23 protein-coding genes are annotated in these 26,471 nt (G+C 68.5%); 18 read left to right on the top strand and 5 right to left on the bottom strand.

Translation table 11 applies throughout. From position 1 onward, the window contains the following. Positions 1–2: 2 nt before the first annotated feature. From C7R54_RS16270 to C7R54_RS16280, 3 genes are all read left to right on the top strand, one after another. A complete protein-coding gene (locus tag C7R54_RS16270) occupies positions 3–797 on the top strand; it encodes a class II aldolase/adducin family protein (protein WP_129151472.1) in 795 nt (264 codons plus the stop codon). 14 nt (positions 798–811) lie between these two features. Continuing rightward, positions 812–1,729, top strand: a complete 918-nt coding sequence (locus tag C7R54_RS16275; RefSeq protein ID WP_158021225.1) for an amidohydrolase family protein — start codon at positions 812–814, stop codon at positions 1,727–1,729. A 170-nt stretch (positions 1,730–1,899) separates the two neighbouring features. Next, the gene (locus C7R54_RS16280) at positions 1,900–2,889 is read left to right on the top strand and encodes a tripartite tricarboxylate transporter substrate binding protein (protein ID WP_129151474.1); all 990 of its coding nucleotides are present in this window, start codon (positions 1,900–1,902) and stop codon (positions 2,887–2,889) included. Between the two features lie 121 nt (positions 2,890–3,010). Here C7R54_RS16280 and C7R54_RS16285 read toward each other — a convergent pair whose 3' ends face one another. After that, on the bottom strand, positions 3,011–3,424 hold the full coding sequence (locus tag C7R54_RS16285; RefSeq protein WP_158021226.1) for an NUDIX domain-containing protein: 414 nt from the start codon (positions 3,422–3,424) through the stop codon (positions 3,011–3,013). 320 nt (positions 3,425–3,744) lie between these two features. Here C7R54_RS16285 and C7R54_RS16290 point away from each other — a divergent pair, with 320 nt between their 5' ends. Then, positions 3,745–5,397: a rhodanese-like domain-containing protein gene (locus tag C7R54_RS16290; RefSeq protein ID WP_129151476.1), complete on the top strand. Its 1,653-nt coding sequence runs from the start codon at positions 3,745–3,747 to the stop codon at positions 5,395–5,397. On the opposite strand, the gene C7R54_RS16295 is transcribed toward C7R54_RS16290, so the two are convergent. Genes C7R54_RS16295 through C7R54_RS16305 form a run of 3 tightly spaced genes read right to left on the bottom strand, consistent with a single transcriptional unit; the run spans position 5,394 to position 7,215 of the window. Next, entirely contained in the window at positions 5,394–5,840 is a 447-nt protein-coding gene (locus tag C7R54_RS16295) for a GNAT family N-acetyltransferase (protein WP_129151477.1), read from the bottom strand. The two genes, C7R54_RS16290 and C7R54_RS16295, sit on opposite strands and share 4 nt — an antisense overlap. Positions 5,841–5,878: 38 nt before the next feature. Beyond that, positions 5,879–6,256, bottom strand: coding sequence for a GFA family protein (locus C7R54_RS16300; RefSeq protein ID WP_129151478.1), 378 nt, complete (start codon positions 6,254–6,256; stop codon positions 5,879–5,881). Further along, positions 6,253–7,215 carry a LysR family transcriptional regulator gene (locus C7R54_RS16305; protein WP_129151479.1) on the bottom strand — a complete coding sequence of 321 codons (963 nt, stop codon included), beginning with the start codon at positions 7,213–7,215 and terminating at the stop codon, positions 6,253–6,255. Before C7R54_RS16305 ends, C7R54_RS16300 begins: the two co-directional genes overlap by 4 nt. A gap of 181 nt (positions 7,216–7,396) precedes the next feature. Here C7R54_RS16305 and C7R54_RS16310 point away from each other — a divergent pair, with 181 nt between their 5' ends. From C7R54_RS16310 to C7R54_RS16375, 14 genes are all read left to right on the top strand, one after another. Further along, positions 7,397–8,866 (top strand): aldehyde dehydrogenase family protein, encoded by a 1,470-nt coding sequence (locus C7R54_RS16310; protein ID WP_129151480.1) that lies wholly within the window; start codon positions 7,397–7,399, stop codon positions 8,864–8,866. 150 nt (positions 8,867–9,016) lie between these two features. Continuing rightward, positions 9,017–10,000, top strand: a complete 984-nt coding sequence (locus tag C7R54_RS16315) for a tripartite tricarboxylate transporter substrate binding protein (protein WP_129151481.1) — start codon at positions 9,017–9,019, stop codon at positions 9,998–10,000. A gap of 45 nt (positions 10,001–10,045) precedes the next feature. Beyond that, positions 10,046–13,042 (top strand): xanthine dehydrogenase family protein molybdopterin-binding subunit, encoded by a 2,997-nt coding sequence (locus C7R54_RS16320; protein WP_129151482.1) that lies wholly within the window; start codon positions 10,046–10,048, stop codon positions 13,040–13,042. Beyond that, complete coding sequence (locus tag C7R54_RS16325; protein ID WP_129151483.1) at positions 13,039–13,881, top strand: FAD binding domain-containing protein; 843 nt, start codon at positions 13,039–13,041, stop codon at positions 13,879–13,881. Before C7R54_RS16320 ends, C7R54_RS16325 begins: the two co-directional genes overlap by 4 nt. Continuing rightward, positions 13,878–14,390, top strand: coding sequence for a (2Fe-2S)-binding protein (locus tag C7R54_RS16330; protein ID WP_129151484.1), 513 nt, complete (start codon positions 13,878–13,880; stop codon positions 14,388–14,390). Before C7R54_RS16325 ends, C7R54_RS16330 begins: the two co-directional genes overlap by 4 nt. A gap of 2 nt (positions 14,391–14,392) precedes the next feature. Continuing rightward, positions 14,393–15,943 carry an AMP-binding protein gene (locus C7R54_RS16335; protein ID WP_129151485.1) on the top strand — a complete coding sequence of 517 codons (1,551 nt, stop codon included), beginning with the start codon at positions 14,393–14,395 and terminating at the stop codon, positions 15,941–15,943. Between the two features lie 42 nt (positions 15,944–15,985). Beyond that, a complete protein-coding gene (locus C7R54_RS16340) occupies positions 15,986–17,434 on the top strand; it encodes a UbiD family decarboxylase (RefSeq protein ID WP_129151486.1) in 1,449 nt (482 codons plus the stop codon). Between the two features lie 2 nt (positions 17,435–17,436). Next, a complete protein-coding gene (locus C7R54_RS16345; RefSeq protein WP_129151487.1) occupies positions 17,437–18,039 on the top strand; it encodes a UbiX family flavin prenyltransferase in 603 nt (200 codons plus the stop codon). A gap of 16 nt (positions 18,040–18,055) precedes the next feature. Continuing rightward, the gene (locus C7R54_RS16350) at positions 18,056–18,862 is read left to right on the top strand and encodes an enoyl-CoA hydratase/isomerase family protein (RefSeq protein ID WP_129151488.1); all 807 of its coding nucleotides are present in this window, start codon (positions 18,056–18,058) and stop codon (positions 18,860–18,862) included. 27 nt (positions 18,863–18,889) lie between these two features. Next, positions 18,890–20,569, top strand: coding sequence for a GMC family oxidoreductase (locus tag C7R54_RS16355; RefSeq protein WP_129151591.1), 1,680 nt, complete (start codon positions 18,890–18,892; stop codon positions 20,567–20,569). 61 nt (positions 20,570–20,630) lie between these two features. Next, positions 20,631–22,007 (top strand): MFS transporter, encoded by a 1,377-nt coding sequence (locus C7R54_RS16360; protein WP_129151489.1) that lies wholly within the window; start codon positions 20,631–20,633, stop codon positions 22,005–22,007. A gap of 1 nt (position 22,008) precedes the next feature. Next, a complete protein-coding gene (locus tag C7R54_RS16365; RefSeq protein WP_240039555.1) occupies positions 22,009–23,214 on the top strand; it encodes an alpha-hydroxy acid oxidase in 1,206 nt (401 codons plus the stop codon). Beyond that, positions 23,211–24,890 (top strand): thiamine pyrophosphate-binding protein, encoded by a 1,680-nt coding sequence (locus C7R54_RS16370; RefSeq protein WP_129151490.1) that lies wholly within the window; start codon positions 23,211–23,213, stop codon positions 24,888–24,890. The genes C7R54_RS16365 and C7R54_RS16370 overlap by 4 nt, the downstream gene beginning before the upstream one ends. A 266-nt stretch (positions 24,891–25,156) precedes the next feature. Next, positions 25,157–25,387 (top strand): hypothetical protein, encoded by a 231-nt coding sequence (locus C7R54_RS16375; RefSeq protein ID WP_129151491.1) that lies wholly within the window; start codon positions 25,157–25,159, stop codon positions 25,385–25,387. A gap of 162 nt (positions 25,388–25,549) precedes the next feature. On the opposite strand, the gene C7R54_RS16380 is transcribed toward C7R54_RS16375, so the two are convergent. Beyond that, positions 25,550–26,443 (bottom strand): LysR family transcriptional regulator, encoded by an 894-nt coding sequence (locus tag C7R54_RS16380; protein WP_129151492.1) that lies wholly within the window; start codon positions 26,441–26,443, stop codon positions 25,550–25,552. Positions 26,444–26,471 lie beyond the last annotated feature (28 nt).

Consider the following 26,471-nt stretch of genomic DNA (forward strand, 5'->3'; position numbering starts at 1 on the left):
GCATGAATACCCGATATGGCACCGACTTTCCGTCGTTGCGGGACCAGGTCGCGCCCGAGGAATGGCGGGCGCGCCGGGACCTGGCGGCCTGCTATCGGTTGATGGATCGCTACGGCATGACCGACATGATCTACAACCACATCACCGCCCAGATTCCCGGCAAGCCCGGCAGCCTGCTGATCAATCTCTATGGCCTGCTGTACAAGGAGATCACGGCGTCCAGCCTGGTCGAGATCGACCTGGACGGCAATGTGCTGCGCAAGCCCGATACGGACTACGGCATCAACCGGTCCGGCTATGTCATCCATGGCTGCATCCATCGCGCGCGGCCGGACGTGCATTGCGTCATCCATACGCATACGCGCGCCGGCATGGCGGTGTCGGCCATGCGCGGCGGCTTGCTGCCGATCACGCAGACCGCTTCCCGCTTCCATGGCCATATCGCGTATCACGACTTCGAGGGGCCGGCCATCGACCTGGCCGAGCAGGACAGGCTGGTCCGCGACCTCGGTCCGCACAATGCGATGATCCTGCGCAACCACGGATTGCTGACCTGCGGCGCGTCCATCGCGCAGGCGTTCAACCTGATGTACCAGCTGGAGATGTCCTGCCGCGCCCAGGTCGACGCGATGGCCGGCGGCCTGGAGAACGTCGCGCTGCCCGGCAATGAGGTGCTGGAGCGCGCGGCGCACCTGTACCAGCCGGGCACGCGCCGGCCTTACGGCGAGCTCGAATGGCACGCCATGCTGCGCCTGCTCGAAGCCGAGCCGGGCGGGTATCCGTCCTACGACGCCTGACGGGAGTCGCCGCGATGAATACGACGACGGTCCCCTCGACACCCCCGCATGCGCAAGGACAAGGCGGTCCGGCGCCCGTGCGCTACCCGGGCGCCTGCGATTGCCACGTCCACGTCTTCGACGACGGGACGCGCTACCCATGGGATGCATCCCGCAACTACACGCCGGCGGCCGCGACGCTGGACGAACTGCTGGCGCTGCATGCGCGCATCGGCGTGGATCGCATGGTCATCGTGCAGCCCAGCCCCTATGGGACGGACAACCGTTGCACGGTGGCGGCGCTGGAGCGCCTGGGCGACGCGGGCCGCGGCGTGGCGGTGATCGATGCATCGACTTCCGACGAGGACTTGCGCGCGCTGCACGCGGCGGGTGTGCGGGGCGTACGCGTCAACCTGGAAACCCACGGTCGGCATGATCCGGATTACGCGCAAGACTGCCTGTTCTGGGCGGCCCGCCGCGTCGCGCCGCTGGGGTGGCATGTGCAGGCCTACACCAACCTGCAGACCTTGTCGGCGTTGATGCGGCCGCTGGCGGACTTGCCCGCAACGCTGGTCGTCGATCATTTCGGGCGCGCCCAGGCGGCGCTGGGAACGGCGCAACCCGGATTCGAGCGCCTGTGCGATGCGATGGCCAGAGGCCGCGTGTATGTGAAGTTGTCCGCGCCTTATCGCATTTCTCAGGACGCGGATTATGCCGACGCGGCGGCGATCGCCCGTGCGCTGATCGCCGCCAATCCGGATCGGGTGCTGTGGGGATCGGACTGGCCACATCCGGGGGCGGCGGCGGGCAAGCCGCGGCCGCTCGATGAGATTACGCCGTTCCGCGCGGAGGACGACGCGCGGGCCATGGCGCGCGCCCTGGCGTGGGCCGGGACGCCGGACGTGGCGCGCAAGCTGTTGGTGGATAACGCGGCGCGGCTGTACGAGTTCTGAGCGCGTGCCGGGCGGACATGCCGGAACCCCGCGGCTTCCGCGGCGCGCCGCCACGACTGCGGCGCGGGGCGTGCGCGCGGCCATATCGCGCGGCGGCCGGCACGGGCTGCCCGGGACGTCGGACAACCTAAGGCGCGGCGCGGCAGAGAATAATTATCAGGAGACACATCATGAACAAGCTTGCACGCGGCCTGGCCGCGCTCTCGGGGGCGTTCGCCGTCGCGGCGGCCTGCCTGGCGCTGCCGGCGCATGCCGGTGATGCCTTTCCGAGCAAACCGATACGCATCATCGTGCCCGTCGCGGCGGGCGGGACCGTGGACCTGGTCGCGCGCCTGGTGGCCAAGGGCCTGTCCGAGGACCTGCGGCAGTCCGTGATCGTGGAGAACAAGCCGGGGGCCAGCGGCCTGCTCGGCACCCGCGAGGTGGCACGCGCGGCGCCGGATGGCTATACGCTGCTGGCGGTCGCCAATACCTTCGTGTCGGCGCCCCAGTTCGTGCCGGACGCCGGCTACGATCCGCTCGCCGATTTCGCGCCGGTCACGCAGACATGCCAGATCCCCATGGTCCTGGTGGCGCATCCCTCGGTGCCGCAGCGCACAGTCCGGGCCCTGATCGAGCGGGCCCGCGCGCATCCCGGCGAGGTGTCGTTCGCATCCTCGGGGGTGGGATCGACCGGCTACATCGCGGCGGAACTCTTCAGCAAGCAGGCCGGCATCAGGATGCTGAGCGTGTCGTACAAGGGCAATTCACAGGCATTGACGGATCTCGTAGGAGGCCAGGTCATGATCATGTTCGACCAGGTGAGCACGTCGGGCACGTATGTGAAGGCGGGCAAGCTCAATGCGATAGGCGTGACCACCAGCACCCGATCGAAGTTGCTGCCGGATGTGCCGACCATCGCCGAGGCTGGCCTGCCGGGTTTCGAGGACGATACGTTCAATGCCATCCTGGCGCCGGCCGGGACGCCCGCGGCGGTGGTGGCCAGGCTGCATGACGCCATCGCCCAGGTCCTGCGGCGACCGGAGACCGTCGCCGTGCTGGCCAGGCAGGGAATAGAAGTGCAACCCAGCGCGAGTCCGGAGGCGTTCGGCGCCATGCTGAAACGCGCGGTGGACAAGTACCGCTCGATCGATAAGGAGACCGCGCGGTCGGGGTCCTAGACAGCGCGCTCATGGGCGTTGTGGGCATCGATGTGCCGGGCGCCGGCTTAAGTGGAGCGGCCGCGGGCACGGGTAGAGCGGCCGCGGGCAAGGGCCCCGGAGAAGCCGTCGCCTGTAGCGCTCAGCGACCCTCTTGCCAGAGGAAGACGTCCGGACGATGGGCGAGATACCAGGCCAGGGACCGGGTGACCGGCAGCTGCTGTATTTCGTGCAGCTTGAAGTAGCCGGCCCCCGCGCCTTCCATCACGCGGAAGTCGCCCCATTCGATGGGACGGGGAAGCAGCATCAAGGGGGCCTCCTGGCCGTCGCCGCCTGTGCGCCGGCCGATCTCGATGAACTCCGCCGGGCGGGCGACGATACCCAGCTCTTCTTCCAGTTCGCGCGCCGCCGTATGCGCGTGATCTTCATCCTCCGGTTCGACCGCGCCGCCCCAGAAGCTCCAGCACAGCGGGCCCAGGGTGGCACCGCTGTCGCGCATTTGCAGGAGGGCGCGGCCATGGCGGTCGCGGACGAGAATGCTGATGTTGGTGATCACGGCTGCTGATCCTGGAAAAGCGGGCTGGATGGCGGTTCGTGCGTCGCACCGCCGCCGCGCTAGTTTCGCCTGAATCCCCTGCGCGTTCAAATGCGCGTTCCTGTGCGGGTTCATTGCGGGTTCCTGTGCGCGTTCATGCGCGCGTTCATGCGCGCGATCATGTGCGCGTCTTAATGCGTGCCCCGGCGCGCATTGAAACGTACCGCGCATTCAAGCAGCCCTTAAACATATGCGCAGTCGGTCTTTGGCGGCGGCGCGAGCGATGCCTATGATCCTCGGGATTCCCGTCTTCATTTTCTGTTCGACCTACGGAAGCGCCTATGACCCGCACTACACAGACCTCCTACGCCCATACGGTACTTGCCACCGATGACTTGCTGGGCCTCCTGGGCAATCCCGGCGAGCTTGCCGTCCTGGACGTCCGTCCCCATGGCGTCTATGCGCGCGGGCATCTCCTGTTGTCCGCCTCGGCGCCGTACTGGAACCTGGAACTGGAGATCGATCGCCTGGTGCCGCGCCGTGATGCACAGGTGGTGCTGGTGGACGACGGCGACGGGCTGGCCGAGCGCGCGGCGCGCAAGCTGGCGGTGCTGGGCTATACGCGCGTGGCGGTGTTGCAGGGCGGCGTCGAGGGATGGCAGGCGGCCGGCCAGCAGCTGTTCAGCGGCACCAATGTCCTGAGCAAGGCCTTTGGCGAAGTGCTGGAACATGAATTGGGTACGCCCTCCATCGATGCGGCGGACCTCAAGGAACGCCTGCGGCGGGGGGATGACCTGGTGGTGGTCGACAGCCGCACCACCGAGGAGTTCGCTGACTTCAGCATTCCGGGCGCATACAGCCTGCCGGGGGCGGAACTGGTCTATCGCATCGGCGAGGTGGCCCAGGATCCGAATACGTTGGTGGTGGTCAACTGCGCCGGCCGCACGCGCAGCATCGTGGGCGCGCAGACCTTGATCAATGCGGGCATCCCCAACCCGGTCGTGTCATTGCGCGATGGCACGATGGCCTGGCTGTTGAATGGCGATACGCTGGACCACGGCAAGATACGTCCGGCGCCCGTGCCGACGGACCGGACCTTGGCGCAGGCGCGGGCGCGCGCCGACCAGATGGCCAGCCGCGCCGGTGTGAATCGCCTCGATGAGGCCGACTTGCAGCGTTTGCTGTCGCAGTCGGCGACGCACACGGTGTACCGCTTCGATGTGCGTGACCGGCAGGAATACCTTGCGGGTCATCTGCCGGGTTGGCGGTGGGCGCCGGGCGGTCAGCTGGTGCAGGCGACGGACGAATACGCGGCGACCCGCGGCGCGCATATCGTGCTGGCGGATTGGGACGGCGTGCGCGCGCTGACCACGGCCGCCTGGCTGGCGCAGCTGGGCGGTTTCCAGGTGCACGTGTATCCCGTCGCGTTGCAGCCGGGCGTGGGCCTGGAGACGGGCGCGGAGCCGGTGCGGGTGCTGCGTGCCCATATCGAGGAGCCGCCGGCGGTGGATCCGACGGAATTGGCGGCGTGGTTGAAGGAAGGGGGCACGGTGGTGTTCGATATCGAGAACAGCGTGGCCTATGCGCGGCGGCATATCGCCGGCGCGCGTTTCGTCGGGGCGCATGCCCTGGAGCAGGCGCTGGCCGCGCTGCCCGGCGGGACGCGGGTGGTGCTGGCATCCGTCGACGGCCTGCTGGCCCATGGCGTGGCGCAGGACCTGCGATCGACCGGGCGGACGGTGCACGTGCTGCGAGGCGGCAGCCGGGCCTGGTTCGCCGCCGGCCTGGAGACCGGCACGGGCCGCGAGGGCATCGAGACGGGCGAGGAAGACACCTGGTACGGCCCATATGTGTACCGGGATCTCGCTGAACGCGACGCCAAGTTCCGGGCCTATCTCGATTGGGAAATCGGCCTGGTGGCGCAGCTGGAACGCGAACCGCACGTGGGCATCAACCTGCGCGGCTCACTGCGCGCCGAGCCGTTGCGGCCTTAAGGCGTATAACGATAAACACGGGTATCGCGCACGGCGAAACCGGATTTTTCGTAAAGGGCGTGGGCGGCGGCGCGGGAGGGATTCGAGGTGAGATCCACCGTTCGCGCGCCAAATGTCCGCGCATGACCGAGCGCCGCGTCGACCAGGGCCTTGCCCGCGCCCAGTCCGCGCGCGCTGCTGTCCACGACCACGTCTTCTATCCAGGCGCGTTGGCCGGTGGGAATGCGCATGCACACCAGGGTCAGCGTGCCCACGATGCGGCCGTTGCGCCTGTCGCGGGCCAGGAGCACGGTGTTCGCGGGCGCAGCCACGATGTGTGCCAGTTGTTCTACCGTAAGTATCGTGGCGGAGCGAGAGAGCTGCGGCAGCAACTTCTCGAAGGCGGTCACTATTTCATCCGTGACGGTGGTGACGGCTTCTATATCGACGGCAGCATTGGGCACGTGAACTCCTGTTGTTTGAAACGTAGTCTATTGTTCTTTCATAGCCGGCTGCCGTGGATTTTCATCAGGGGCACGCTGGCGGGATCGAATCCTTCCAGGCAGCGCGTATTGATTGCCCATCCCAGGAATGGCCGAAGGCCGGCGGCGGCTTCCGTTGCGGTGGGAGCGCTGGGCTTGCGGAAAGGCAGGATGCCGCAAACCGGGCAGAAATAGTCCGCGCCCGTCATGCTGCCCCAGCGGTAGACCGACAGGTCTTCGATGGGCGTGAGCAGCCGGAACGCCTCCGGCGCCACCCGGAATATCAGCGCGCCGCGCCGCGAGCAGACCGAACAATCGCAGGCGCGCACATGGTCGATATCCGCATCGATCTCGAACCGGACCGCCTTGCAATGACAGGTGCCTTGGTAGGTTTTCATCGGGTTTGAGCTACCTGGTTCGAAAGGGGGAAGTCACCGCGCATGGTATCCGGTTGCCTGAGGGGCGCGGACAAGCCGCGGACGTGGCGGGTCAAGACTTCCAGGAAAGAGGCGGCTTCGGCGCTCAACGCGCGGCGGGGGTGCGTGACGCAGACGACCTGGCGGAACAGGTGCGGCGCCGAGACTTCGTGCAGGCGCAGCCTGCCGCGCTGCACGCGATTGCGCACGGCGACGCGCGGTAGAAGGGTCGCGTAGGCCGTGCGCTCGACCAGCTTGATGATGGAAACGATGGAGTCCATCTCATAGGTGGGCGACAGGTCGATGTCCTCGGCCTGCGCGAAGCTCTCCAGGATGCCGCGTAACCCATGCTGGCGGGTCGGCAAGGCCAGGTTGAGCATGGCGGCCTCGCGCAAGGGCACGGTCTGGCCCAGGCTGTGCGCATGGGCGCTGCCGGTGACCAGCACCAGGTCCTCGTCGACGATGTGCTCGACCGCCAGGGACAGGGGGCGGCGCGGCTTGTTGATGAACGCGGCATCCAGCTGGCCGCCCGCGACCAGGTCCCCCAGGGTGGCGCTATACCCATCAGTGACCGTGATGGTGACCTTGGCATGCTGGGCGGCGAATTCCTCGATCGCATCGGACAGCACCCCTTGTGCGATGGACGCGATCATGCCCACGTTGACATGCCCCTTGAGCTCGCCATCGGTGCGCAGGAGCTGGTCCCGGGCATGCGTGAAGTCGCGCATGATGGGCAGGAAGGTGCGGTACATCTGCCGCGCCGCCGCCGTCGGGCGCATGCCCTGCTGGCTGCGCTCGAACAGCTTGCGGCCGATTTCGTCCTCCAGGCGCGCGATCTGCATGCTAAGCGCGGGCTGCACGATATTGAGCCGCCGCGCCGCACGCGTGACCGTGCCTTCCTCATACAGGCAGATGAAGTACTGGATTTGCCGCAATTCCATGGTGCAAGTCGATCCTGTCGAGTCCTGGCGTCCGGCCGGTGCCTGGGCGTTCGGGCCATATTATCAGTTTGTGTGATGAACTGGATAATTAAAGATTAATTGACGTGATACTGGCCGCTTCCTAGACTGCGTACATCAAAAGAACGGGCCGGAAGGCTCGTCGGACAGGAGACAGCTACGCATGAGCGCCGCCGATATTGCCTTGAATTCGATCGCGGGACGATGGGTGCCCGCGAACAGCGGCCGCATCGGCGAGCGGCGCGATCCCGCCACCGGCGAGCTGGCGGGCCGCTATGCCGATAGCGGCGCCGATGATGCCGAGGCCGCCATCGCGGCTGCCCACCGGGCCTTCTTCCAGTCGGCCTGGGCGCAGAGCCCGCGGGTGCGCCAGATGGCCATGCTGCGCTGGGCCGACCGGCTGGAACAGCAGGCTGCGGAACTGGCCGACCTGCTGACGCTGGAGAACGGCAAGGTGCTGGCGCAGTCGCGCGGCGAGATCGCCGGTGCGATATCGGAAATACGCTATTACGCCGGCTTGGCCCGCCATATCCCCGGCCACGTCCTGGAAGTCGAACCGGGCGCGTTCTCCACGCTGCTGAAGGAACCGGCCGGCGTGGCCGGGCTGATCATTCCCTGGAATGCGCCCGCGGTGCTGTTGATACGCGCCTTGACGCCGGCGCTGGCGGCGGGCTGCACGGTGGTCATCAAGTCGGCGTGGCAGACGGCGCGCTTGACCGCGGCCCTGGTGGCGCCCTTGATCGAGGACGCCGCCGTGCCGGCTGGCACCGTCAACCTGCTGACCGAAAGCGGCAGCGCGGCGTCGCAGGCCCTGGTGGCATCGGCCGACGTGGACGTGATCAGCTTCACCGGCTCGAATGCCGTGGGGCAGCGCATCATGGCCGCGGCCGCGCCCACCATGAAGAAACTGTCGCTGGAACTGGGCGGCAAGTCTTGCTGCCTCGTCTTCGACGACGTGGACGTGCAGTGGGCCGCGCCTCGCCTGGCCGCCGCCGCCACCATCATCTCGGGGCAGCAGTGCACCGCTGCCCGCCGCGTGCTCGTTCACGGCTCGCGCTACGAGGAAATGAAGACGGCGTTGCGCGATGCCCTCGCGGCCTTGCGCGTGGCGCCGGGGACCGCGCCGGGCGCGCAGATCGGCCCGCTGATCGACCCGGCATCGGCGTCGGCGGTGCAGGCGCGCATCGAGGCCGCGCAGCAGGAGGCCGACGAAGTCGTGCTGGCGGGGCGGCGGCTGGACGGTGAACTGGCCGCGGGCTGCTTCGTGTCGCCCACGCTGGTCGCGCACCGCGATACGCAGGCCTTCTTCGTGCAGGAAGAGATCTTCGGCCCGCTGCTGGTGCTGGAACGATTCGAGGACGAAGCCGAGGCCGTGGCGCGCGCCAACCATACCGAATACGGCCTGTCGGCCAGCGTCTGGACGCACGACGGCGCGCGCGGCATGCGCGTCGCCCGCGCGCTGCGCAATGGCACGGTCTGGCTGAACGACCACAACAAGCTGTTCGCCGAAGCCGAGACCGGCGGCTACCGGCGCAGCGGCATCGGCCGCCTGCATGGCTACGACGCCTTGATCGATTTCATGGAAATCAAGCACATCTACCAGGAAGCCGGCGTGGTCCCACGCATGGCTTAGACGCCCCTGGGGGGAAGTCGGGCCGCCGCGCCTGTCGCGGCCGTGTCCGGCGGCCAGGCGTACGCGCTTGCCAGCGGGTACGCCTGGATAAACACACCGACATAAAGGAAAGGACCGCGTTGACGGTCCGTATCGTGGAGACGACGCAATATGAAGACGCGCATGGGGAAGTACTTGCAGGTAGCCTTTGCCGCCCTGGTGGGCGCGGCGGCCTTGACGGCGGGCGGCGCGGCTCGGGCCGCCTACCCGGAGAAGGCCGTACGCATCATCGTGCCCTACACGCCGGGGGGATTCAACGACACCATGGCGCGCCTGTTCGCGAAGAAACTGCAGGAGGCCTACAAGCAGCCCTTCATCGTGGAGAACAAGCCGGGCGCCGGGACCATCGTGGGCACGGAGCAGGGCGCGCGCGCCGCGCCCGACGGCTACACGCTGACCATCGTCGGCTTTCCGCTGGTGGCCAACCAGTTTCTCTACAAGAAGCTGCCTTATGACGCGAAGGACTTCGCGCCCATCATCGTCGGCGCGCAGACGCCCAATTTCCTGGTCGTGAAGACGTCGTCGCCGGTCAAGTCGCTGGCCGACTTCGTCAAGCAGGCCAAGGAACGTCCGGGCCGGCTGAACTATGCAACCGCCGGCACGGGAACGTCCAACCACCTGACCATGGTGTATTTCGAAGAGCAGGCCAAGGTGTCCCTGGTCCAGGTCCCCTACAAGGGCAGCGCGCCCATGGTGACCGACCTGCTCGGCGGCCAGGTCGACGTCATGTTCGACAACAGCCCGAATGTGCTGCCCCATCTGAACGCCGGGAAGATGCGCGCGCTGGCGGTGACCAGCGAAAAGCGCTCCGCGCTGGCTCCCAATGTGCCGACTGTGGCGGAACAGGGCTATCCCGACTTCAGCGTGGCGGTCTGGTATGGCCTGGCCGCGCCCGCGGGCACGCCGCCGGCCATCGTGTCGTCCCTGAACGAGGTGCTGAACCAGGCCTTGCAGTCGCCCGACGTGAAGAAGGTGTTCGCCGACCAGGGCGTCGAGCCCGTGGGCGGCTCCGTCCAGGACTTCCAGGCCTTCTTCGACGGCCAGATCAAGAAGTGGGGCGGCGTGATACGCAACGCCGGAATCCAGGCGGAATAGGACGCAGGCAGCCCACGACATCCCCACGCGGCAGCGCTCATCGACATGGACACCAGCACTCGACCATCCTTCCCCGCCGCGGACACCACGCCGCTCCGGCCTTCCCACGTGGGCCAGGGACGGGAGCGCGTGGAAGACCAGGCCATCCTGGCCGGACGCGGACGCTACGGCGACGATGCCGCCCTGCATCCGGGCACGCTGCACGCGGCCATTGTCCGGTCCCCCCATGCGCATGCACGCCTGACCGGCATCGACATCGCCAAGGCCATGGCGCTGCCCGGCGTGCGCGCCGTGCTGGTCGGCGCGGACCTGGCCGCGTGGTCGCGGCCCTTCGTGGTGGGCGTCAAGCAGCCGATGGAGCAATGGTCGCTGGCCGTCGACAAGGTGCGCTACGTCGGCGAACCGGTGGCGGTGGTGGTCGCGGAAAACCGCTACCTGGCCGAGGACGGCGCCGACCTGGTGCAGGTGTCCTATGAACCGCTGGCCGCCGTGGTCACCGTCGAGGACGCCTGTGCCGAGGGCGCGGCGGTGCTGCACGAGAAGGTGGGCGGCAATGTCGTCAGCGACCGGTCCTTCCGCTATGGCGATCCGGAGGCGGCGTTCGCCGCGGCGGCGCACCGCATCGGGATGACCATCCGCTATCCCCGCAATTCCTGCACGCCCATCGAATGCGCGGTCGTCGTGGCCGAGTACCTGTCGGCCCAGGACGGCTACGACGTGCAGTCCAATTTCATGGGGCCGTTCTCGCTGCACACGGTCATGGCGCTGGCCTTGAAGGTGCCGGGCAACCGGCTGCGCCACCGCACGTTTCCCGATTCCGGCGGCAGCTTCGGCGTCAAGCAGGCGGTATTCCCCTACGCGGTCCTGATGTGCCTGGCCGCGCGCAAGGCCGGCGCGCCGGTGAAGTGGGTGGAGGACCGGCTGGAGCATCTCGCGGCGGCGACGTCCGCGACCGGCCGCTTGTCTCATATCGAAGCCGCCGTGCAGGCCGACGGCCGTATCACGGCACTGTCCTACGACCAGTTCGACGATTGCGGCGGCTACCTGCGCGCGCCCGAGCCGGCGACGTTCTATCGCATGCACGGTTGCCTGACCGGGCCCTACGATATCCCGAACCTGGCGGTGCGCAACCGGGTGGTGTTGACCAACAAGACGCCGGCGGGGCTGGTGCGCGGCTTCGGCGGTCCGCAGGTGTACTTCGCGCTGGAGCGCCTGATGCAGCGCATCGCGCGCCAGCTGGATATCGATCCGCTGGAGCTGTACCGGCGCAACTTCATCGCGGCCGACGCCTTTCCCTACAGGGCGGCGGCGGGCGCGCTGCTGGATTCGGGCAACTACCCGGGCGCGCTGGACCTCGTGCGGTCCAAGGGCGGCCTGGAGGAATTGCTGGCGCGGCGCGACCAGGTGCGAGCCCGGGGCGGCTTGTACGGCATCGGCTACGCCGCCATTGTCGAGCCCTCGATCTCCAACATGGGCTACATCACCACGGTGCTGCCGCGCGAGGCGCGGGAGAAGGCCGGTCCCAAGAACGGCGCCATCGCGGCGGCCACCGTGTCGGTCGACCCCCTGGGCGGCGTCAATGTGGTGATTGCCTCGGCGCCGGCCGGGCAAGGGCACAAGACCGTCTGCGCGCAGGTGGCGGCGGATGTCTTCGGCGTGGATCCCTCGGCGGTCTCGGTCAATATCGAGTTCGACACCCAGAAAGACGGCTGGTCCGTGGCGGCCGGCAATTATTCCAGCCGGTTTGCCGGCGCGGTGGCGGGCACGGTGCACCTGGCGGCGACGAAGTTGCGCGACAAGCTGGCCGGCATCGCGGCGCATCAGTTCGGGTGCGCGCCGGATGACATCGTTTTCGCCGACGGCAGGATAGGCCGGCGCGACCAGCCGGACGCGGCCCAGCCCTTCGCGCGTCTCGCGGCCAGTCCGCATTGGGCGCCCGCGCTGCTGCCGCCCGGCGTCGAGCCGGGCCTGCGCGAGACCGTCTTCTGGACGCCGCCGCAGCTCAGCGCCCCGGACGACCAGGACCGCGTGAACACGTCGGCCGCGTACGGCTTCGCCTTCGATGTGTGCGCCGTGGAGGTCGATCCCGCCACGGGTCGCGTGCGCGTCGACCGCTACATCACCACGCACGACGCGGGCCGCATCCTCAATCCCGCGTTGGCCGACGGGCAGATCCGCGGCGCCTTCGCCCAGGGCCTGGGCGCCGCGCTGATGGAGGAATTCCGCTACGGGCAGGACGGCAGCTTCCAGTCCGGCACTTTCGCCGACTACCTGGTGCCGACCACCTGCGAGGTCCCGGAGCCGGTCATCCTGCATATGGCAACGCCCAGCCCTTTTACGCCGTTGGGCGCCAAGGGCCTGGGCGAGGGCAACAATATGAGCACCCCGGTTTGCGTGGCGAACGCGGTGGCGGATGCGCTGGGCGCGGACGACGTGACCCTGCCGCTGACGCCCGCCAAGGTCATGCACCTCATCGGGATGGCGGACCCGCCGCCCTCGGCCGGCGCGGTCCGGCTGGCGCCGGCCGCCGGCAAGAGCGGCAAGTCGCTGTCCGCGCGCGGCGAAGTCAGGCTGTCCGCCACGCCCGAGGCCGTGTTCGCGGTGCTGATGGATCCCGCCGCGCTGGCCAAGGTGATCCCGGGCTGCAATGCCCTGAATCCCGCCGGGGAAAACCGCTATCGCGCCGACGTCACCGTGGGCGTGGGCATGATCAAGGCCCGCTACGCCGCCGAGGTCGCCTTGTCCGACCTGGACCCGCCGCGCAGCCTGCGCCTGTCCGGCACGGGGATATCGAGCGTGGGCACCGCCAAGGGCAGCGGCCTGGTGACGCTGCAACCGCAAGACGGCGGCACCCTGCTGACCTACGACTACGAGGCCGAGGTCTCCGGCAAGGTGGCGGCCGTGGGCGGCCGCATGCTGGAAGGCGCCGCCCGCATCGTGCTGCGTCAGCTTTTCGATCAACTGGGCCGCCAGGCTGGCGGCGGCACGGCGGCCGAGCCGTGGTGGCGGCGCCTTCTGGGCCGCTGGAGGCGTGTATCGTGAAACCCCAGGCTTTCGACTACATCCGCGCGGACCATGCCCAGGATGCACTGGACGCCTTGTCCGAACTGGGCGCCGACGGCCGCATCCTGGCCGGCGGCCAGTCGCTCATGGCCGTGCTGAACATGCGCCTGGCCCAGCCCACGGCGCTGATCGATATCTCGCGCGCCGCCGATCTCGATTATGTGACGGTCGAGCAGGGGTGGATGACCATAGGCGCGGCGACCACGCAGGCCAAGGTCGAGTGGCGGCCCGGCCTGGCGGCCGAGGTGCCCATGCTGGCGCAGGCGATTCCCTTCATCTCGCATTTCCAGATCCGCAATCGCGGGACGGTCTGCGGATCGGTGGCGCATGCGGATCCCAGCGCGGAGTTGCCGCTGGTGCTCGCCGCGCTGGGCGGAGAGGTGCTGCTGCGCACGCGCCGCAAGCAGCGCACGCTGCCGGCGGAGGAGTTCTTCCAGGGCATGCTGATGACGGCGCGCGCGCCGGATGAACTGGTGGCGGCCGTGCGTTATCCCCTGGCGGCGCCCGGCACGCGCTACGCCTTCGACGAATTCTCGTCCCGGCATGGCGACTTCGCCATTGCGTCCGTCGCGGCCGTGGCCGATGACAAGCAGTTGACGCTGGCGGTCGGCGGCGTGGCCGACCGGCCCATGGTGCGGCGTTGGCCGCGCATGCCGGCGGCGGACCTGGCCAGCGCCGTGAACGACTTCGCGTGGCAGCTGGACGCGCAGGACGACGGGCACGCCACGGCGGTATTTCGCCGCCATCTGGTGCGCACATTGGGCGCGCGTGCCCTGGGCAAGGTGATGCGTGCCGATGCAGGAGGGGAGGTCGCATGAAACGGCTGAAACGCGATGAGGCGCACACGGTGTCCTTCATCCTCAATGGCGAGCCGCGCCGCGCGGCGTGCGAGTCGCGCACCCTGCTGTCGGACCATCTTCGGCACGGCCTTGGAGCCACCGGCACGCACGTCGGCTGCGAACACGGCGTCTGCGGCGCATGCACCGTGTTGATCGATGGCGTGGCGGGCCGTGCCTGCATGACGCTGGCGGTCCAGGTGGAAGGGCGCAACGTCGATACGGTGGAAGGCCTGGCCGGCCGCGAGAGCGAATTGAACGACCTGCAGCGCGCGTTCCGGCGCAACCATGCGTTGCAGTGCGGGTTCTGCACGGCCGGGATCCTGATGTCCTGCCAGGACTACCTGGGACGCAATCCGGACCCCAGCGAACAGGAGGTGCGCGACATGTTGTCCGGGCACCTGTGCCGGTGCACCGGCTACACGAATATCGTCAAGGCCGTGCTGGAAACCGCGGCCGAACGACGGGCGGCATTACGAGGAGCGGGGTAGACATGCTGGACCTTGGAAAGACCTTCTTGCAGAGCGTCGAGCGCAGCCCCGACGCAACGGCCATCGTGGATGGCGAGACATCGCGCGACTATGCCGCCTGGCATGGCGACATCGCGGCCCTGGGCGGCGCGCTGGCGGACATGGGCCTGCGCAAGGGCGAGCGGGTGCTCGCCGTGCTGCAGAACCGGTACGAGATGGCGACCCTGCACTGGGCCTGCCAGTTCCTCGGCCTGGTCATGACGCCCTTGAACTGGCGCGCGAAACCGGAGGAAGTGGTCTATTGCATCGAGAACGCGGAAGCCCGCGCGGTGTTTTTCGAGTCGGCCAGCGCGGAGGCCGTGACCAGCGCCGCGGCGCAATGCGGCATACCGGCCGTGGCCGTGGGCGATACGCCGGGCGCGCTGCATTTCGATGCCCTGCTGGCGGCCCATCGCGGTGCGCCGCTGGCGCCCGTGGCGCGGGCCGACGACCATTCCTTGATGCTTTATACGTCCGGCACCACCGGCAAGCCCAAGGGCGTGCCGCGCCGCCATCGCCACGAGCGCGCCGCCGCCCTGGCCCATGTGGCGCAGAACCTGTACGGCCGCGGCGAGCGGACCCTGGGCGTGATGCCGCTGTACCACACCATGGGCGTGCGTTCGCTATTGGCCATGGCCCTGGTCGACGGGCTGTTCGTCTGCATGCCCAGGTTCGATCCCGCCGGCACGCTGGAAGTGATCGCGCGCCACCGGCTGACCTGCCTTTACCTGGTGCCCACGCTCTACCACGACATGCTGGCCTGCCGGGAACGCCTGGGCGGCGACGTGTCCTCGGTGACCAAGCTGGGTTTCGCCGGCGCGCCGATGCACGACGCCCTGTTGCAGCGCCTGGACCAGGTGTTCAAGCCCAGTCTTTTCGTCAATCACTACGGATCGTCGGAAATCTACACGGTGGCCATCGATGCCGACGCCACCCGCAAGCCGGGTAGCGCGGGCAAGGCGGGCATCAATACGCGGTTGCGCGTGGTGGCGCTGGGCGCGGAAGACCCGGGGGCGCCCGAGGCGCTGGCCGCGCGTGGCGAGGAGGGCGAGATCGTCGCCGACCTGGCGGGCGACGAAGCCTTCGAGGGCTACTGGAAGCGCCCCGACGCCGACGCCAAGTCGATACGCAACGGCTGGTACCGCACCGGCGACACCGGTTATGTGGACCAGGATGGCGACCTGTACGTCACGGGCCGCGTGGATGACATGATCATCAGCGGCGGCGAGAACATTTCCCCGGTGGATATCGAGTCCGTGCTGTCGCTGCACCCGGCGGTGGACGAAGTGACCGTCGCGGGCATGCCCGACGAACGCTGGGGACAGCGGGTCGTCGCCTTCGTCAAGCGCAAGGCCGCCGTCGACGCGGCTGAACTGGACAACTATTGCCGCGGCTCGGATCTGCCGAATTTCAAGCGTCCCCGCGAGTATGTCTTCGTCAACGATATTCCCAAGTCGCCGGTCGGCAAGGTCTTGCGCCGCAAGCTGTCGGCGGGCGAATACGAACCCGATACATCGACCGGCGCGGCAGCGTAAGCGCGCGGACCTATCCCTGTAACCTGACACGTCGAGCTGAATATGACGCAACCTGAACCTCGCAAGGCAGCCCATACCGACCTGCGCGGCTGGCTGAACCACCTGTCCGCCACGGACCGCCTTTCGGTGATCAAGCCGGGCGCGGCGCTGGAGCACGAGCTGGCGGCGATCGCCAAGCGCCTGGACGGCAAGCAGGCGGCCTATTTCCCGCAGCCCGGCGGCCACGCCGTGCCGGTGGTGTCCGGCTTCATGTCCCGGCGCGCCTGGATCGCGGAAGCCATGGGCGTGCCGGAGTCGGAACTGCTGGCGGCGTTTCGCAATGCCGCGGCCGAGCCCATCCCTTCCAAAGAGGTGCCGCAAGCCGACGCGCCTTGCCAGCAGGTGGTGCATCGCGACCCCGACGTGCGGGCGATCCTGCCCATCCCCACCCACAGCGAGCACGACAACGGGCCCTATATCACCGCCGGCATGGTGATCGCCCGCAATCCCGTCACGGGCGTCCAGAACGTCTCGATCAACCGCATCCAGGTGCACGCCAAGGACCGCATGGCCATCCTGATGCTGCCGCGCCACCTGCTCGCCTTCTACAAGGAGGCCGAAAAGCGTGGGCAGGACCTGCCCGTGGCCGTGGTGATCGGCGCCGATCCGCTCACCTTGCTGGCCTCGCAGGCGATCTCGCCCATCGACAGCGACGAACTGGAGGTTGCCGGCGCGCTGCACGGCGGCCCGCTGCGCGTGGTCCGCTGCCTGACCAACGGCGTGCACGTGCCGGCCGACGCCGAAATCGTGATCGAGGGCCGTATCCTGCACGACGAGCGCGTGGCCGAAGGGCCCTTCGGCGAGTTTCCCAAGTACTACAGCGCCCGCGAACAGCGCGAGGTGATCGCCGTGGACGCGATTACCCATCGCCGCTCGCCGATCTTCCATACCATCGTGCCGGCGGAGATGGAGCACCTGCTGCTGGGGTCCATTCCCCGCGAAGCGACCTTGCTGGCGCATTTGCAGCGCAGCTTCCCGAATGTGCTGGACGTGCACCTTTCCATCGGCGGCGTGGGCCGCTACCACCTGTACGTCAAGCTGCGCAAGACGCACGAGGGCCAGCCGAAGAACGTGATCCTGGGGGCCTTTGGCGCGCACTACGATATCAAGCAGGTCATCGTGGTCGACGATGACGTGGAGGTCCACGATACGCAGCAAGTGGAGTGGGCCGTGGCGACGCGCTTCCAGGCCGATCGCGACCTGGTGGTGATCAGCGGCGCGCAGGGGTCGGCGCTGGACCCGTCCACGACGCTGGGCGGCGCGCAGGCGGGCCAGGTCGCGCCCGCCCATGAACAAGGCATCAGCGCCAAGATGGGGCTGGACGCCACCCGGCCCGTCAAGTACCAGGAGCACACCTTCACCCGGGTGCGCGTGCCGGGCGAAGATAGCGTGGACCTGTCGGCATGGGTCGACGCCGGCCGCCATGTGGACTTCACGGCGACCGGGGGGTGATCATGGGGGGGCGCAAGCGTCTTATCGTGGGGATCACCGGCGCCAGCGGGGCCATCTATGGCGTGCGCATCCTGCAGGAATTGCGCCGCCATCCCGGCTGGGAGAGCCACCTGGTGCTGTCGGCGTCGGGGGCCTTGACGGCGACCCAGGAACTGTCGATGAAGCGCTCGGATATCGAGGCCCTCGCCGACGTGGTGCACAGCGTCAAGGACATCGGCGCGGCGATATCCAGCGGCTCCTTTCCAACCGAAGGCATGGTGATCGCGCCGTGCTCGATGAAGACGCTGGCCTCGGTGGCGCTGGGCATGGCCGACAACCTGGTCAGCCGCGCCGCGGATGTCGCACTCAAGGAACGCCGGCGCGTCGTGCTGCTGGCGCGCGAGACGCCCCTGAACCTTGCGCATTTGCGCAATATGACCAGCGTGACCGAGATGGGCGGCATCATCTTTCCGCCGGTCCCGGCTTTCTACAACCTGCCGTCGTCGCTGGACGACGTGGTCAACCATACCGTCGGAAGGGTCCTGGACCTGTTCGGCATTCATCACGAACATTTGCTGGAACGCTGGCAAGGCCTGCGCAAGCCGCAGGCGGCGCCCGCGACCTGAACCAAGGAGCTACACCGTGACTACCCTGCGACATCCCGCCCAACACCTGCTGGAAAACCTCGATGGCTTCCGCGTCGAGATCGACGCGGACAAGCAGCGCGCCGACATCGTCCTGGCGCGGCCGCCTTTCAACATCATCTCCATGCCGGAGCGCGACCAGTTGCGCCTGGTGTTCGAGGCCCTGGACGAAGACGAGCGCGTGCGGGTGATCGTGCTGCGCGCCGAAGGCGAACACTTCTCCAGCGGGGGCGATATCAAGGGCTTCCTGGAAGCTACCCCCGAGCATGTCTCCAAGCTGGCCTGGAACGTGGCGGCGCCGGCACGCTGCAGCAAGCCGGTGATCGCCGCGAACCGCGGCTACACCTTCGGCGTGGGCTTCGAGATTTCGCTGGCCTGCGATTTCCGCCTTGCCAGCGTAACGACGCAGTATGCCCTGCCCGAGCAGAAGCTGGGCCAGATTCCCGGTTCCGGCGGCTCCGCCCGCTTGCAGAAAATGGTCGGCATCACGCGCACCAAGGACGTGGTCATGCGTTCGCGCCGCATCAGCGGCCAGCAGGCCTACGACTGGGGCCTTGCCACGGAAGTGGTGCCGGACGCGGAACTGGAGAACGCCACCGCCGGCCTGGTCGCCGAGCTGGTGGGCTTCTCGCCCATCGCGCAGCGCACGGCGAAGAAGCTGTTGAACGACACGGAAGACGCGTCCCTGTCGGCCTCGATCGAACTGGAGGGACATTGCTATAGCCGCCTGCGCAGTTCCGACGATTTCCGCGAGGGCGTGGAGGCCTTCCATGGCAAGCGGGCGCCGGTGTTCCGTGGCCGTTGAGGTGCAAGCACGATGAGCGGCGCAGCGGTGCGTACCTACGACTATGTCATCGTCGGCGGCGGGTCGGCGGGTTGCGTGCTGGCCAATCGCCTGTCCGCGCGACCGGACGTCCGCGTGGCGCTGGTCGAGGCGGGCGAGGATACGCAGCCCGGCGCGGAGCCGGAGGAGATACTCGACAGCTATCCCATGCCGGTGTTTTGCGGCGACCGCTGGATCTGGCCGCGGCTGACGGCCGCGGCCACGCGCGATTCGGCGCGCCGCGTCTATGAGCAGGGCAGGGTGATGGGTGGCGGGTCCAGCATCAACGTCCAGTCGGCGAACCGAGGCTTGCCGCGCGACTACGACGGCTGGGCGGCCGATGGCGCGGCGGGCTGGGGGTGGGACGATGTGCTGCCCTATTTCCGCAAGCTGGAGCGTGACCTGGACTATCCGGACCATCCGCTGCACGGCGCCGATGGTCCCATCGCCATCCGCCGCATCGCGCCGCCGCAGTGGCCGGCCTTCTGCAATGCGTTCGCCGCCGGGCTGCGCGCGCAAGGCCTGGCGCCGCTGGCGGACCAGAACGCGGAGTTCGGCGACGGGTATTTCCCTGGCGCCTTTTCCAACGAGAACGACCGCCGGGTGTCCGCGGCGGCGGGCTACCTGGACCGCGCCACGCGCCGGCGGTCCAACCTGGACATCTACGCGACCACGCGCGTCCAGCGCATATTGATGAACCAGGCGTCGGCACGGGGCGTGTCGGCGGTGGACCAGGCGGGGCGGCCCTTCGAACTGCACGCCGCGCGCGAGGTGGTGGTGTGCGCCGGCGCGCTGCAATCGCCCTTGCTGCTTATGCACGCCGGCATCGGCGATGCCGCCGACCTGGCGCGCTTCGGCATCGCCAGCACGCTGCATCTGCCCGGGGTGGGGCGCGAACTGCAAGACCATCCTTCGCTGACCTTCTGCCACTACCTGGCGCCGCGCCTGCGCGTGCCCTTGCAGCGCCGCCGCGCCAGCATGACGGCGGCGCGCCTGAGTTCGGGCGTGGCCGATTGCGACGATGCGGATCTTTACCTGTCCAGCGCCACGCGGGCCGCCTGGCACGCGCTGGGAAGCCGGCTGGGGCTGTTTTTCCTGTGGTGCAACCGGCCCTATTCGCGCGGACGCGTCGAACTGGCGTCGGCGGACCCGCTGGCGCCGCCCAAGGTCGACCTGAACCTGCTGGACGATCCGCGCGACCTCGCGCGCTTGATCCAGGGCGTGCGCATGCTGGCGAACGTGGTGCGCGACAGCGGACTGAGCGATGACGAGCGGGACTTCTTCCCCGCGGCGTTTTCACCGCGCGTCAAGGCGTTGAGCCGCTATACGCCGGGGAATGCGCGGCTGACGCGCGTGCTGGGCGCGGCGCTGGACGCGCCGGCGCCACTGCGGCGGGCCTTGATCGGCCGCTTCTTCAACGGCGGACGCCGGATGTCGGCGCTGCTGGCCGACGAGACGGAACTGGCGGCATTCATACGCCGGCAGGTATTCGGCGTATGGCACGCCAGCGGCACGTGCCGCATGGGACCGGCGGGGGATCCGCGCGCCGTCACGGACAACCAGGGCCGGGTGCATGGCGCGCGCGGGCTGCGGGTCGTGGACGCATCGCTGATGCCGCGCCTGCCATCGGCCAACACCAATATTCCGACGATCATGATCGCCGAGAAGATCGCCGACGCCATGGGGTGATCGGCGGCAGTGCGCGAGTCTCCAGCGTTGAGCGGGGCACATAAACCAGGGAGTGGACAAAATGTCGATGAGTATGCAACAAGCGGCGGTGCCCGACCGGGCCGAGAACCGCCAGGTGGCGGGGGCGGTGATCGCGTCCTGCCTGGGATGGGCGCTGGATCTGTTCGATCTGTTCGTGCTCCTGTACGTCGCGCCGGTGGTCGGGCGGCTATTCTTTCCCTCGCAGCATGCGATGTTGTCGCTGGCGGCCGTCTATGCGTCCTTCGCCGTGACGCTGCTGATGCGTCCGCTGGGATCGGCCTTGTTCGGTTCCTATGCCGACCGCAAGGGACGCAAGGGTGCGATGATTCTCGCCGTCGTAGGCGTCGGCGTTTCCACGGCCGCCTTCGGCCTGCTGCCGACCGTGGCGCAGGTCGGCCTGCTGGCGCCCGTCCTGTTCATTCTCCTGCGCCTGGTCCAGGGGGTCTTCGTCGGCGGCGTGGTGGCGTCGACGCATACGATCGGGACGGAGTCCGTCTCGCCACGCTACCGCGGCGCGGTGTCCGGCCTGGTGGGCGGCGGCGGCGCGGGCATCGGCGCGCTGCTGGCGTCGCTGGTGTACATGGCCATGTCGCACCTGTTCCCGGGCGATCAATTCGATGTCTGGGGCTGGCGCTGCATGTTCTTCACCGGCCTGATCAGCTCGGTGCTGGGCCTATTCATCTTCAACCGGCTGGAAGAGTCGCCCCTCTGGAAGAAGGTCGCCGCGGAGAAGGCGGCCAAGGCCGAGCAGGCCCGCCGCGAGAAGGCCGTGGCGGTGCAGCGTTCGCCCTTGCGCACCTTGTTCGCCGGCGAATACCGGGCGGTGCTGCTGGTCAATCTGCTGCTGACCATAGGCGGGGGCAGCGGGTATTACCTGACGTCCGGCTACCTGCCTACGTTCCTGAAGGTGGTCAACCAGGCGCCTAGCGGTATCGCCGCGGACATCCTCATGGCCTGCTCGGTCGCCGTGATCGTCGTGGCCCTGGCCATCGGCCACCTGAGCACCTTCATCGGCCGCAAGCGCACGTTCCTGCTGGTGGGCATCGTGCAGGTCTTCGGCCTGCCGGCCCTGTACATGAGCCTGCAGAACGCCCAGACGCCGATGCAGATAGGCGTCTATGCAGTGCTGCTGGCTTCGCTGGGATGCGCCAGCTTTGCTCCCATCCTGATCTTCCTCAACGAACGCTTTCCCACCGCCATCCGGGCGACCGGTACGGGCTTGTCTTGGAATATCGGTTTCGCGATAGGCGGCATGATGCCCACGTTCGTGTCGCTGGTGGCGTCGACGCCGGCGGAGCTGCCCTCGACGCTGGCGATCTTCGCCGGGGTGATCAGCGTGCTGTTCGTCATCGGCGCATGCATCATTCCGGAAACGCTGGGTCGGCTGGACGAGCCGCGGCCGGGCGCGGATCGCTGACATGGGCATGGGTGCAAGCCGGGCGCTTTCCATCGCCGACCTGCAACGCGCCGCCCGGCGGCGCCTGCCGCCAGGCATCTACGGGTACGTGCATGGCGGCAGCGAAGACCAGTCTTCGCTGCACGCCAACCGCGCCGCCTATGCCGGTTGGCGCTTCCTGCCGCAGCCGCTGGTCAACGTCGCGCAACGGCGGCAGGCGGTGACGTTGTTCGGGCGGGAGTATGCGTCGCCGCTGGGCATCAGCCCCATGGGGGTGGCGGGGCTTTGCGGCTATGAAGGCGACCTTGCGCTGGCGCGCGCGGCGCGCGCGGCCAACGTGCCCTTCGTGCTGAGTGCCGCGTCCACGACGCCGCTCGAACGGGTGGCGGAGGTCTACCCGGAGATGTGGTACCAGGGTTACCTGCCGGCCAGGACCGAAATCGTGGCGCCGCTGCTGCGGCGCGTCGCGGCGTCCGGCGTGCAGGTGCTGGTGGTGACCGTGGACGTGCCCATCGCGTCGGCGCGGGAGAATGAGCTGCGCAATGGCTTCAGCATTCCGCTGCGGCTGTCGCCCCGCCTGGCCTGGGGCGGGCTGAGCCACCCGCGTTGGCTGCTGGGGACCTGCCTGCGGACGCTGGTCCGGCGCGGCATGCCGCATTTCGAGAACTTCACGGCGGAGCGTGGCGGCCCCATCATTACGGCGGCCAAGGGCGACCACCGGGCCGGCCGCGCGGCCATGACCTGGAATGAGATCGCCTGGATACGCGACCGCTGGCACGGCCGCCTGCTTGTCAAGGGCGTGTTGCGTGCCGAGGACGCCGTCCAGGCGCGCGCGCTGGGCCTGGACGGGATTTTCGTTTCCAATCACGGAGGCCGCCAGCTCGACGGCGCGGTTGCGCCCCTGGATGCGCTGCCGGCCATCGTGGCGGCCGCCCCGGGCTTGACCGTCCTGCTGGACGGCGGCGTGCGCCGGGGCACCGACGTGCTCAAGGCGCTGGCGCTGGGGGCGCACGCCGCCTTCATCGGCCGACCCGCCATGTACGGGCTGGCCGCCGGTGGCGGCGCCGGCGTCGCGCATGCGTTGGGCCTGCTGGCGCGCGAGATCGACGTCGACCTAGCCCTGCTGGGATGCCCCGACGTGCGCGGCCTGGGGCCGCATTATCTTTGCCGCGCCGGCGACCCGGTGGCGGCGCGGTATCAAGAAATCGAGATCAAGGAGATGTCATGAGTCAAACCGCCACCGCCACGCCTTCCCGCACGGGCGGCCAGATCCTGGTCGACGCGCTGCGGATACACGGCGTGGACACGGCCTTTTGCGTGCCGGGGGAAAGCTTCCTGGCGGCGATCGATGCCTTCCACGATGCCCGCGAGGCGATGCGGCTGATCGTTTGCCGGCAGGAGGGCGGAGCGGCGCATATGGCGGAAGCGTATGGCAAGCTGACCGGCCGTCCCGGCATCTGCTTCGTCACGCGCGGCCCGGGCGCCACCAACGCCAGCATCGGCATCCATACGGCGCGGCAGGATTCCACGCCGCTCATCGTCTTCGTCGGCCAGGTCGCCCGTGACTGCTTCGGCCGCGAGGCGTGGCAGGAGATCGACTACCGGCACATGTTCGGCCACATCGCCAAGTGGGTGGACCAGATCGACGATGCGCGGCGCATCCCGGAGTTCGTCAGCCGGGCCTTCCATATCGCCATGTCGGGCCGGCCCGGCCCGGTCGTGCTGGCCTTGCCGGAAGACATGCTCGCCGAGGCGGCCGTGGTGGCCGACGCGCCGGCGTATCGGCTGGCGCAGGCGGCGCCGACGCCGCAGGCGATGGACCAGATCGCGGCGATGCTGGCGGCCAGCGAACGGCCCCTGGCGCTCCTGGGCGGCGGCGGCTGGACCCGCGAGGCCAGCCGGGACATCGGCGCGTTCGCGCTGGCCCACGACGTGCCCGTCGCGTGCGCTTTTCGCCGCCAGGACCTGCTCGACAACCAGCATGAGTGCTATGTGGGCGAAGCGGGCCTGGGCATGGACCCCCGGCTGGCGCAGCGCATTGCCGACGCGGACCTGATCCTGGCCATCGGTCCGCGCATGGGCGAGACCACCACCAACGGCTACACGCTGCTGGACGTGCCGCGGCCGCGCCAGCGCCTGGTCCACGTGCATGCCGATCCCGAGGAACTGGGCCGCGTGTACCAGGCCGACCAGGGCGTCAATGCGAGCGTGGCCGCGTTCGCCGCGCAACTGGCGCGCCTGCCCGCGCCGGCAAAACGTCCCTGGGCCGCATGGCGCCAGCAAGCCCGCCAGGATTACCTTCGCAACCTTGAACCGACGCCCATGCCGGGCGACGTGGACCTGGGCGTCATCGTCAAGCATCTGCGCGAAGTCCTGCCGGCCGATTCGGTCATCACCAATGGGGCGGGCAACTACACCTTGTGGGTGCAGCGCTTCTACCAGTACCGGGGCATACGCACGCAGCTGGCGCCGACCAGCGGCACCATGGGGTACGGCGTTCCCGCCGCCATCGCCGCCAAGCTGCACGACCCGGCGCGAACGGCGGTCTGCTTCGCCGGCGACGGCTGCTTCCTGATGAACGGCCAGGAAATGGCGACGGCGGTGCAGTACGGGCTGAACGTCATTTTCATCGTCGTCAATAACGCGATGTACGGAAGCATACGCATGCACCAGGAGCGGCACTATCCTGGCCGCGTCTATGCCACCGACCTGCACAATCCCGACTTCGTCACCCTGGCGCAGGCCTATGGCGCAGCCGGCGAGCGTGTGCTGCGCACCGAGGATTTCGCGCCGGCCTTTGAACGCGCCCGCGCGGCCGGCCGCCCCGCGCTGATCGAACTGCGCGTCAGCCAGGACGCGATCTCGCCCAGGACGACGATTTCGGCGCTGAGGGGGAAGCGGTAGGGCGGGGAGGCTTGCGCACGGCGCCGCGGCCGCACCGAGGGTCGATGCCAAGGGCCAAGGGAAGGGAACCGACGCGACGTTCATGTGAACCTACACGGAATATCGCCGTCGAGCCGCATGGGTGGCGCCGTATGCGCGCTGCCCATGTCCCGACCAAGGCACGCTACCGGGTCATGTTTTTTTGCCGAGCATCCTTCGCGAGGCAGCCCTGTGTACCTTCCTCTTGCGCATCCATTCCCCGCGCATCTTCCTTGGAGATCTTCCTCATGAACACGATAGGCAACCTCGCACTGGCACACCCCGCCACCCGCGCTTTCACGGATACACAGCCCTTGGATAACGGCGAACGTGGTTTCATGGACCTCGATTCCACGGTCCACGCGATCCTGGATCGGGCCAATGTCGGCGGCGACAACAAGAGCATCTATGGTCTCGATCTGCCCAGGTCGACGTATGACCTGTTCAGGACCAGCAGGGGCACCGGCGTGACCGCCTAGTCTTCCAGCCTCCGGCGCCGGCCTTTTTCCTCCGCGAGACGCGCGCCGGCCGGCGTTGAAGCCCGCTGGGTTCCGCTGAAACCATATGGCGGGCCAGCACGGGCATTGCACGTCACGAAGCTCGCCTCGCGGGGCCACGGAAATGGCCCCGCGAGGCATTTTTCACAGGAGCCGCACGGCCATGCTGAAATCCACCGTGCGGCGCGCCAGGGCGTACATGGCGTCGATCAACGGCCGCGTATCGTCGTCACGGTGGCTGTATGCATAGGGCAGGTCCGACAGGGCGGGGCGCGCGCGCAGGATGCGCAACGCGCCCCGCTGCGATAGCGCCGTCGCCCAGCTGACCGGCAGGAAACCGATGCCCATGCCTTCCAGCAGCAGGCCAGCCACGGCGCCCCAGCTATTGCAGGTCAGCGACTGGACCGTGGCGAGGCCGTTGCGGGTCAGCCAATTGTCCAGGATGCGGGTGGTGCCGGCTTCGCGCGGCAGGGTAATCAAGGGATGGCGCCGCAGCAGGTCGGGCGCGAGGCGCGATGCATCCGCCGCCAGCGATGGCGCCGCGCACCAGGTATAGCGGGCCGCCCCTAACGGGCGTATCGATGGCGACGCCGGGTCGCCCGCGATGACGGCGAAGTCCAGCGCGCCGTTCTGCAAGCGCCGCCGCAATTCTCCGCCCACGTCGACGTAGGGCTCCATGCGCAGGCGCGGGTAGTGCTTGCGCGCTGCCGCCACCAGCTTGGGCAGCCAGGTAAGCGCCGTCAGCTCGCCCACGCCGAAGCGGCAGACGCCTTCGATTTCGGCGGGGCGGGCCATCGCCGCGCGCAAGTCCTGGGCTTGTTGCAGCAAGGCCTGGGCGCGCGGCAGCAGTCTTTCCCCCGCCGGCGTCAGGCGCGCCCGCTGGGAGCGCCGGTCGAACAGCGGCTGGGCCAGGCCGCTCTCCAGCTCGCTGATGCGCTTGGACAGCGACGAGACGGAAAGATGCAGGCGTTCGGCGGCGATGGCGAAGCTGGCGCATGTCGCGGCCCAGTAGAAGGCTTCCAGTTGTTTGAGGGTCATCGTGGCACCGGGGAATAATTTTCGATAA

Source organism: Achromobacter aloeverae, assembly GCF_004121055.1.
Lineage (GTDB): Bacteria > Pseudomonadota > Gammaproteobacteria > Burkholderiales > Burkholderiaceae_B > Bordetella_C > Bordetella_C aloeverae.

Bases quoted from the DNA above. Each gene is read 5' to 3' on its own strand.
- C7R54_RS16290 (WP_129151476.1), top strand. From the start codon at position 3,745: ATGACCCGCACTACACAGACCTCCTACGCCCATACGGTACTTGCCACC.
- C7R54_RS16320 (WP_129151482.1), top strand. From the start codon at position 10,046: ATGGACACCAGCACTCGACCATCCTTCCCCGCCGCGGACACCACGCCG.
- C7R54_RS16335 (WP_129151485.1), top strand. From the start codon at position 14,393: ATGCTGGACCTTGGAAAGACCTTCTTGCAGAGCGTCGAGCGCAGCCCC.
- C7R54_RS16310 (WP_129151480.1), top strand. From the start codon at position 7,397: ATGAGCGCCGCCGATATTGCCTTGAATTCGATCGCGGGACGATGGGTG.
- C7R54_RS16345 (WP_129151487.1), top strand. From the start codon at position 17,437: ATGGGGGGGCGCAAGCGTCTTATCGTGGGGATCACCGGCGCCAGCGGG.
- C7R54_RS16365 (WP_240039555.1), top strand. From the start codon at position 22,009: ATGGGCATGGGTGCAAGCCGGGCGCTTTCCATCGCCGACCTGCAACGC.
- C7R54_RS16380 (WP_129151492.1), bottom strand. From the start codon at position 26,443: ATGACCCTCAAACAACTGGAAGCCTTCTACTGGGCCGCGACATGCGCC.
- C7R54_RS16305 (WP_129151479.1), bottom strand. From the start codon at position 7,215: ATGGAATTGCGGCAAATCCAGTACTTCATCTGCCTGTATGAGGAAGGC.
- C7R54_RS16375 (WP_129151491.1), top strand. From the start codon at position 25,157: ATGAACACGATAGGCAACCTCGCACTGGCACACCCCGCCACCCGCGCT.
- C7R54_RS16340 (WP_129151486.1), top strand. From the start codon at position 15,986: ATGACGCAACCTGAACCTCGCAAGGCAGCCCATACCGACCTGCGCGGC.
- C7R54_RS16315 (WP_129151481.1), top strand. From the start codon at position 9,017: ATGAAGACGCGCATGGGGAAGTACTTGCAGGTAGCCTTTGCCGCCCTG.
- C7R54_RS16275 (WP_158021225.1), top strand. From the start codon at position 812: ATGAATACGACGACGGTCCCCTCGACACCCCCGCATGCGCAAGGACAA.
- C7R54_RS16270 (WP_129151472.1), top strand. From the start codon at position 3: ATGAATACCCGATATGGCACCGACTTTCCGTCGTTGCGGGACCAGGTC.
- C7R54_RS16330 (WP_129151484.1), top strand. From the start codon at position 13,878: ATGAAACGGCTGAAACGCGATGAGGCGCACACGGTGTCCTTCATCCTC.
- C7R54_RS16280 (WP_129151474.1), top strand. From the start codon at position 1,900: ATGAACAAGCTTGCACGCGGCCTGGCCGCGCTCTCGGGGGCGTTCGCC.
- C7R54_RS16300 (WP_129151478.1), bottom strand. From the start codon at position 6,256: ATGAAAACCTACCAAGGCACCTGTCATTGCAAGGCGGTCCGGTTCGAG.
- C7R54_RS16360 (WP_129151489.1), top strand. From the start codon at position 20,631: ATGTCGATGAGTATGCAACAAGCGGCGGTGCCCGACCGGGCCGAGAAC.
- C7R54_RS16370 (WP_129151490.1), top strand. From the start codon at position 23,211: ATGAGTCAAACCGCCACCGCCACGCCTTCCCGCACGGGCGGCCAGATC.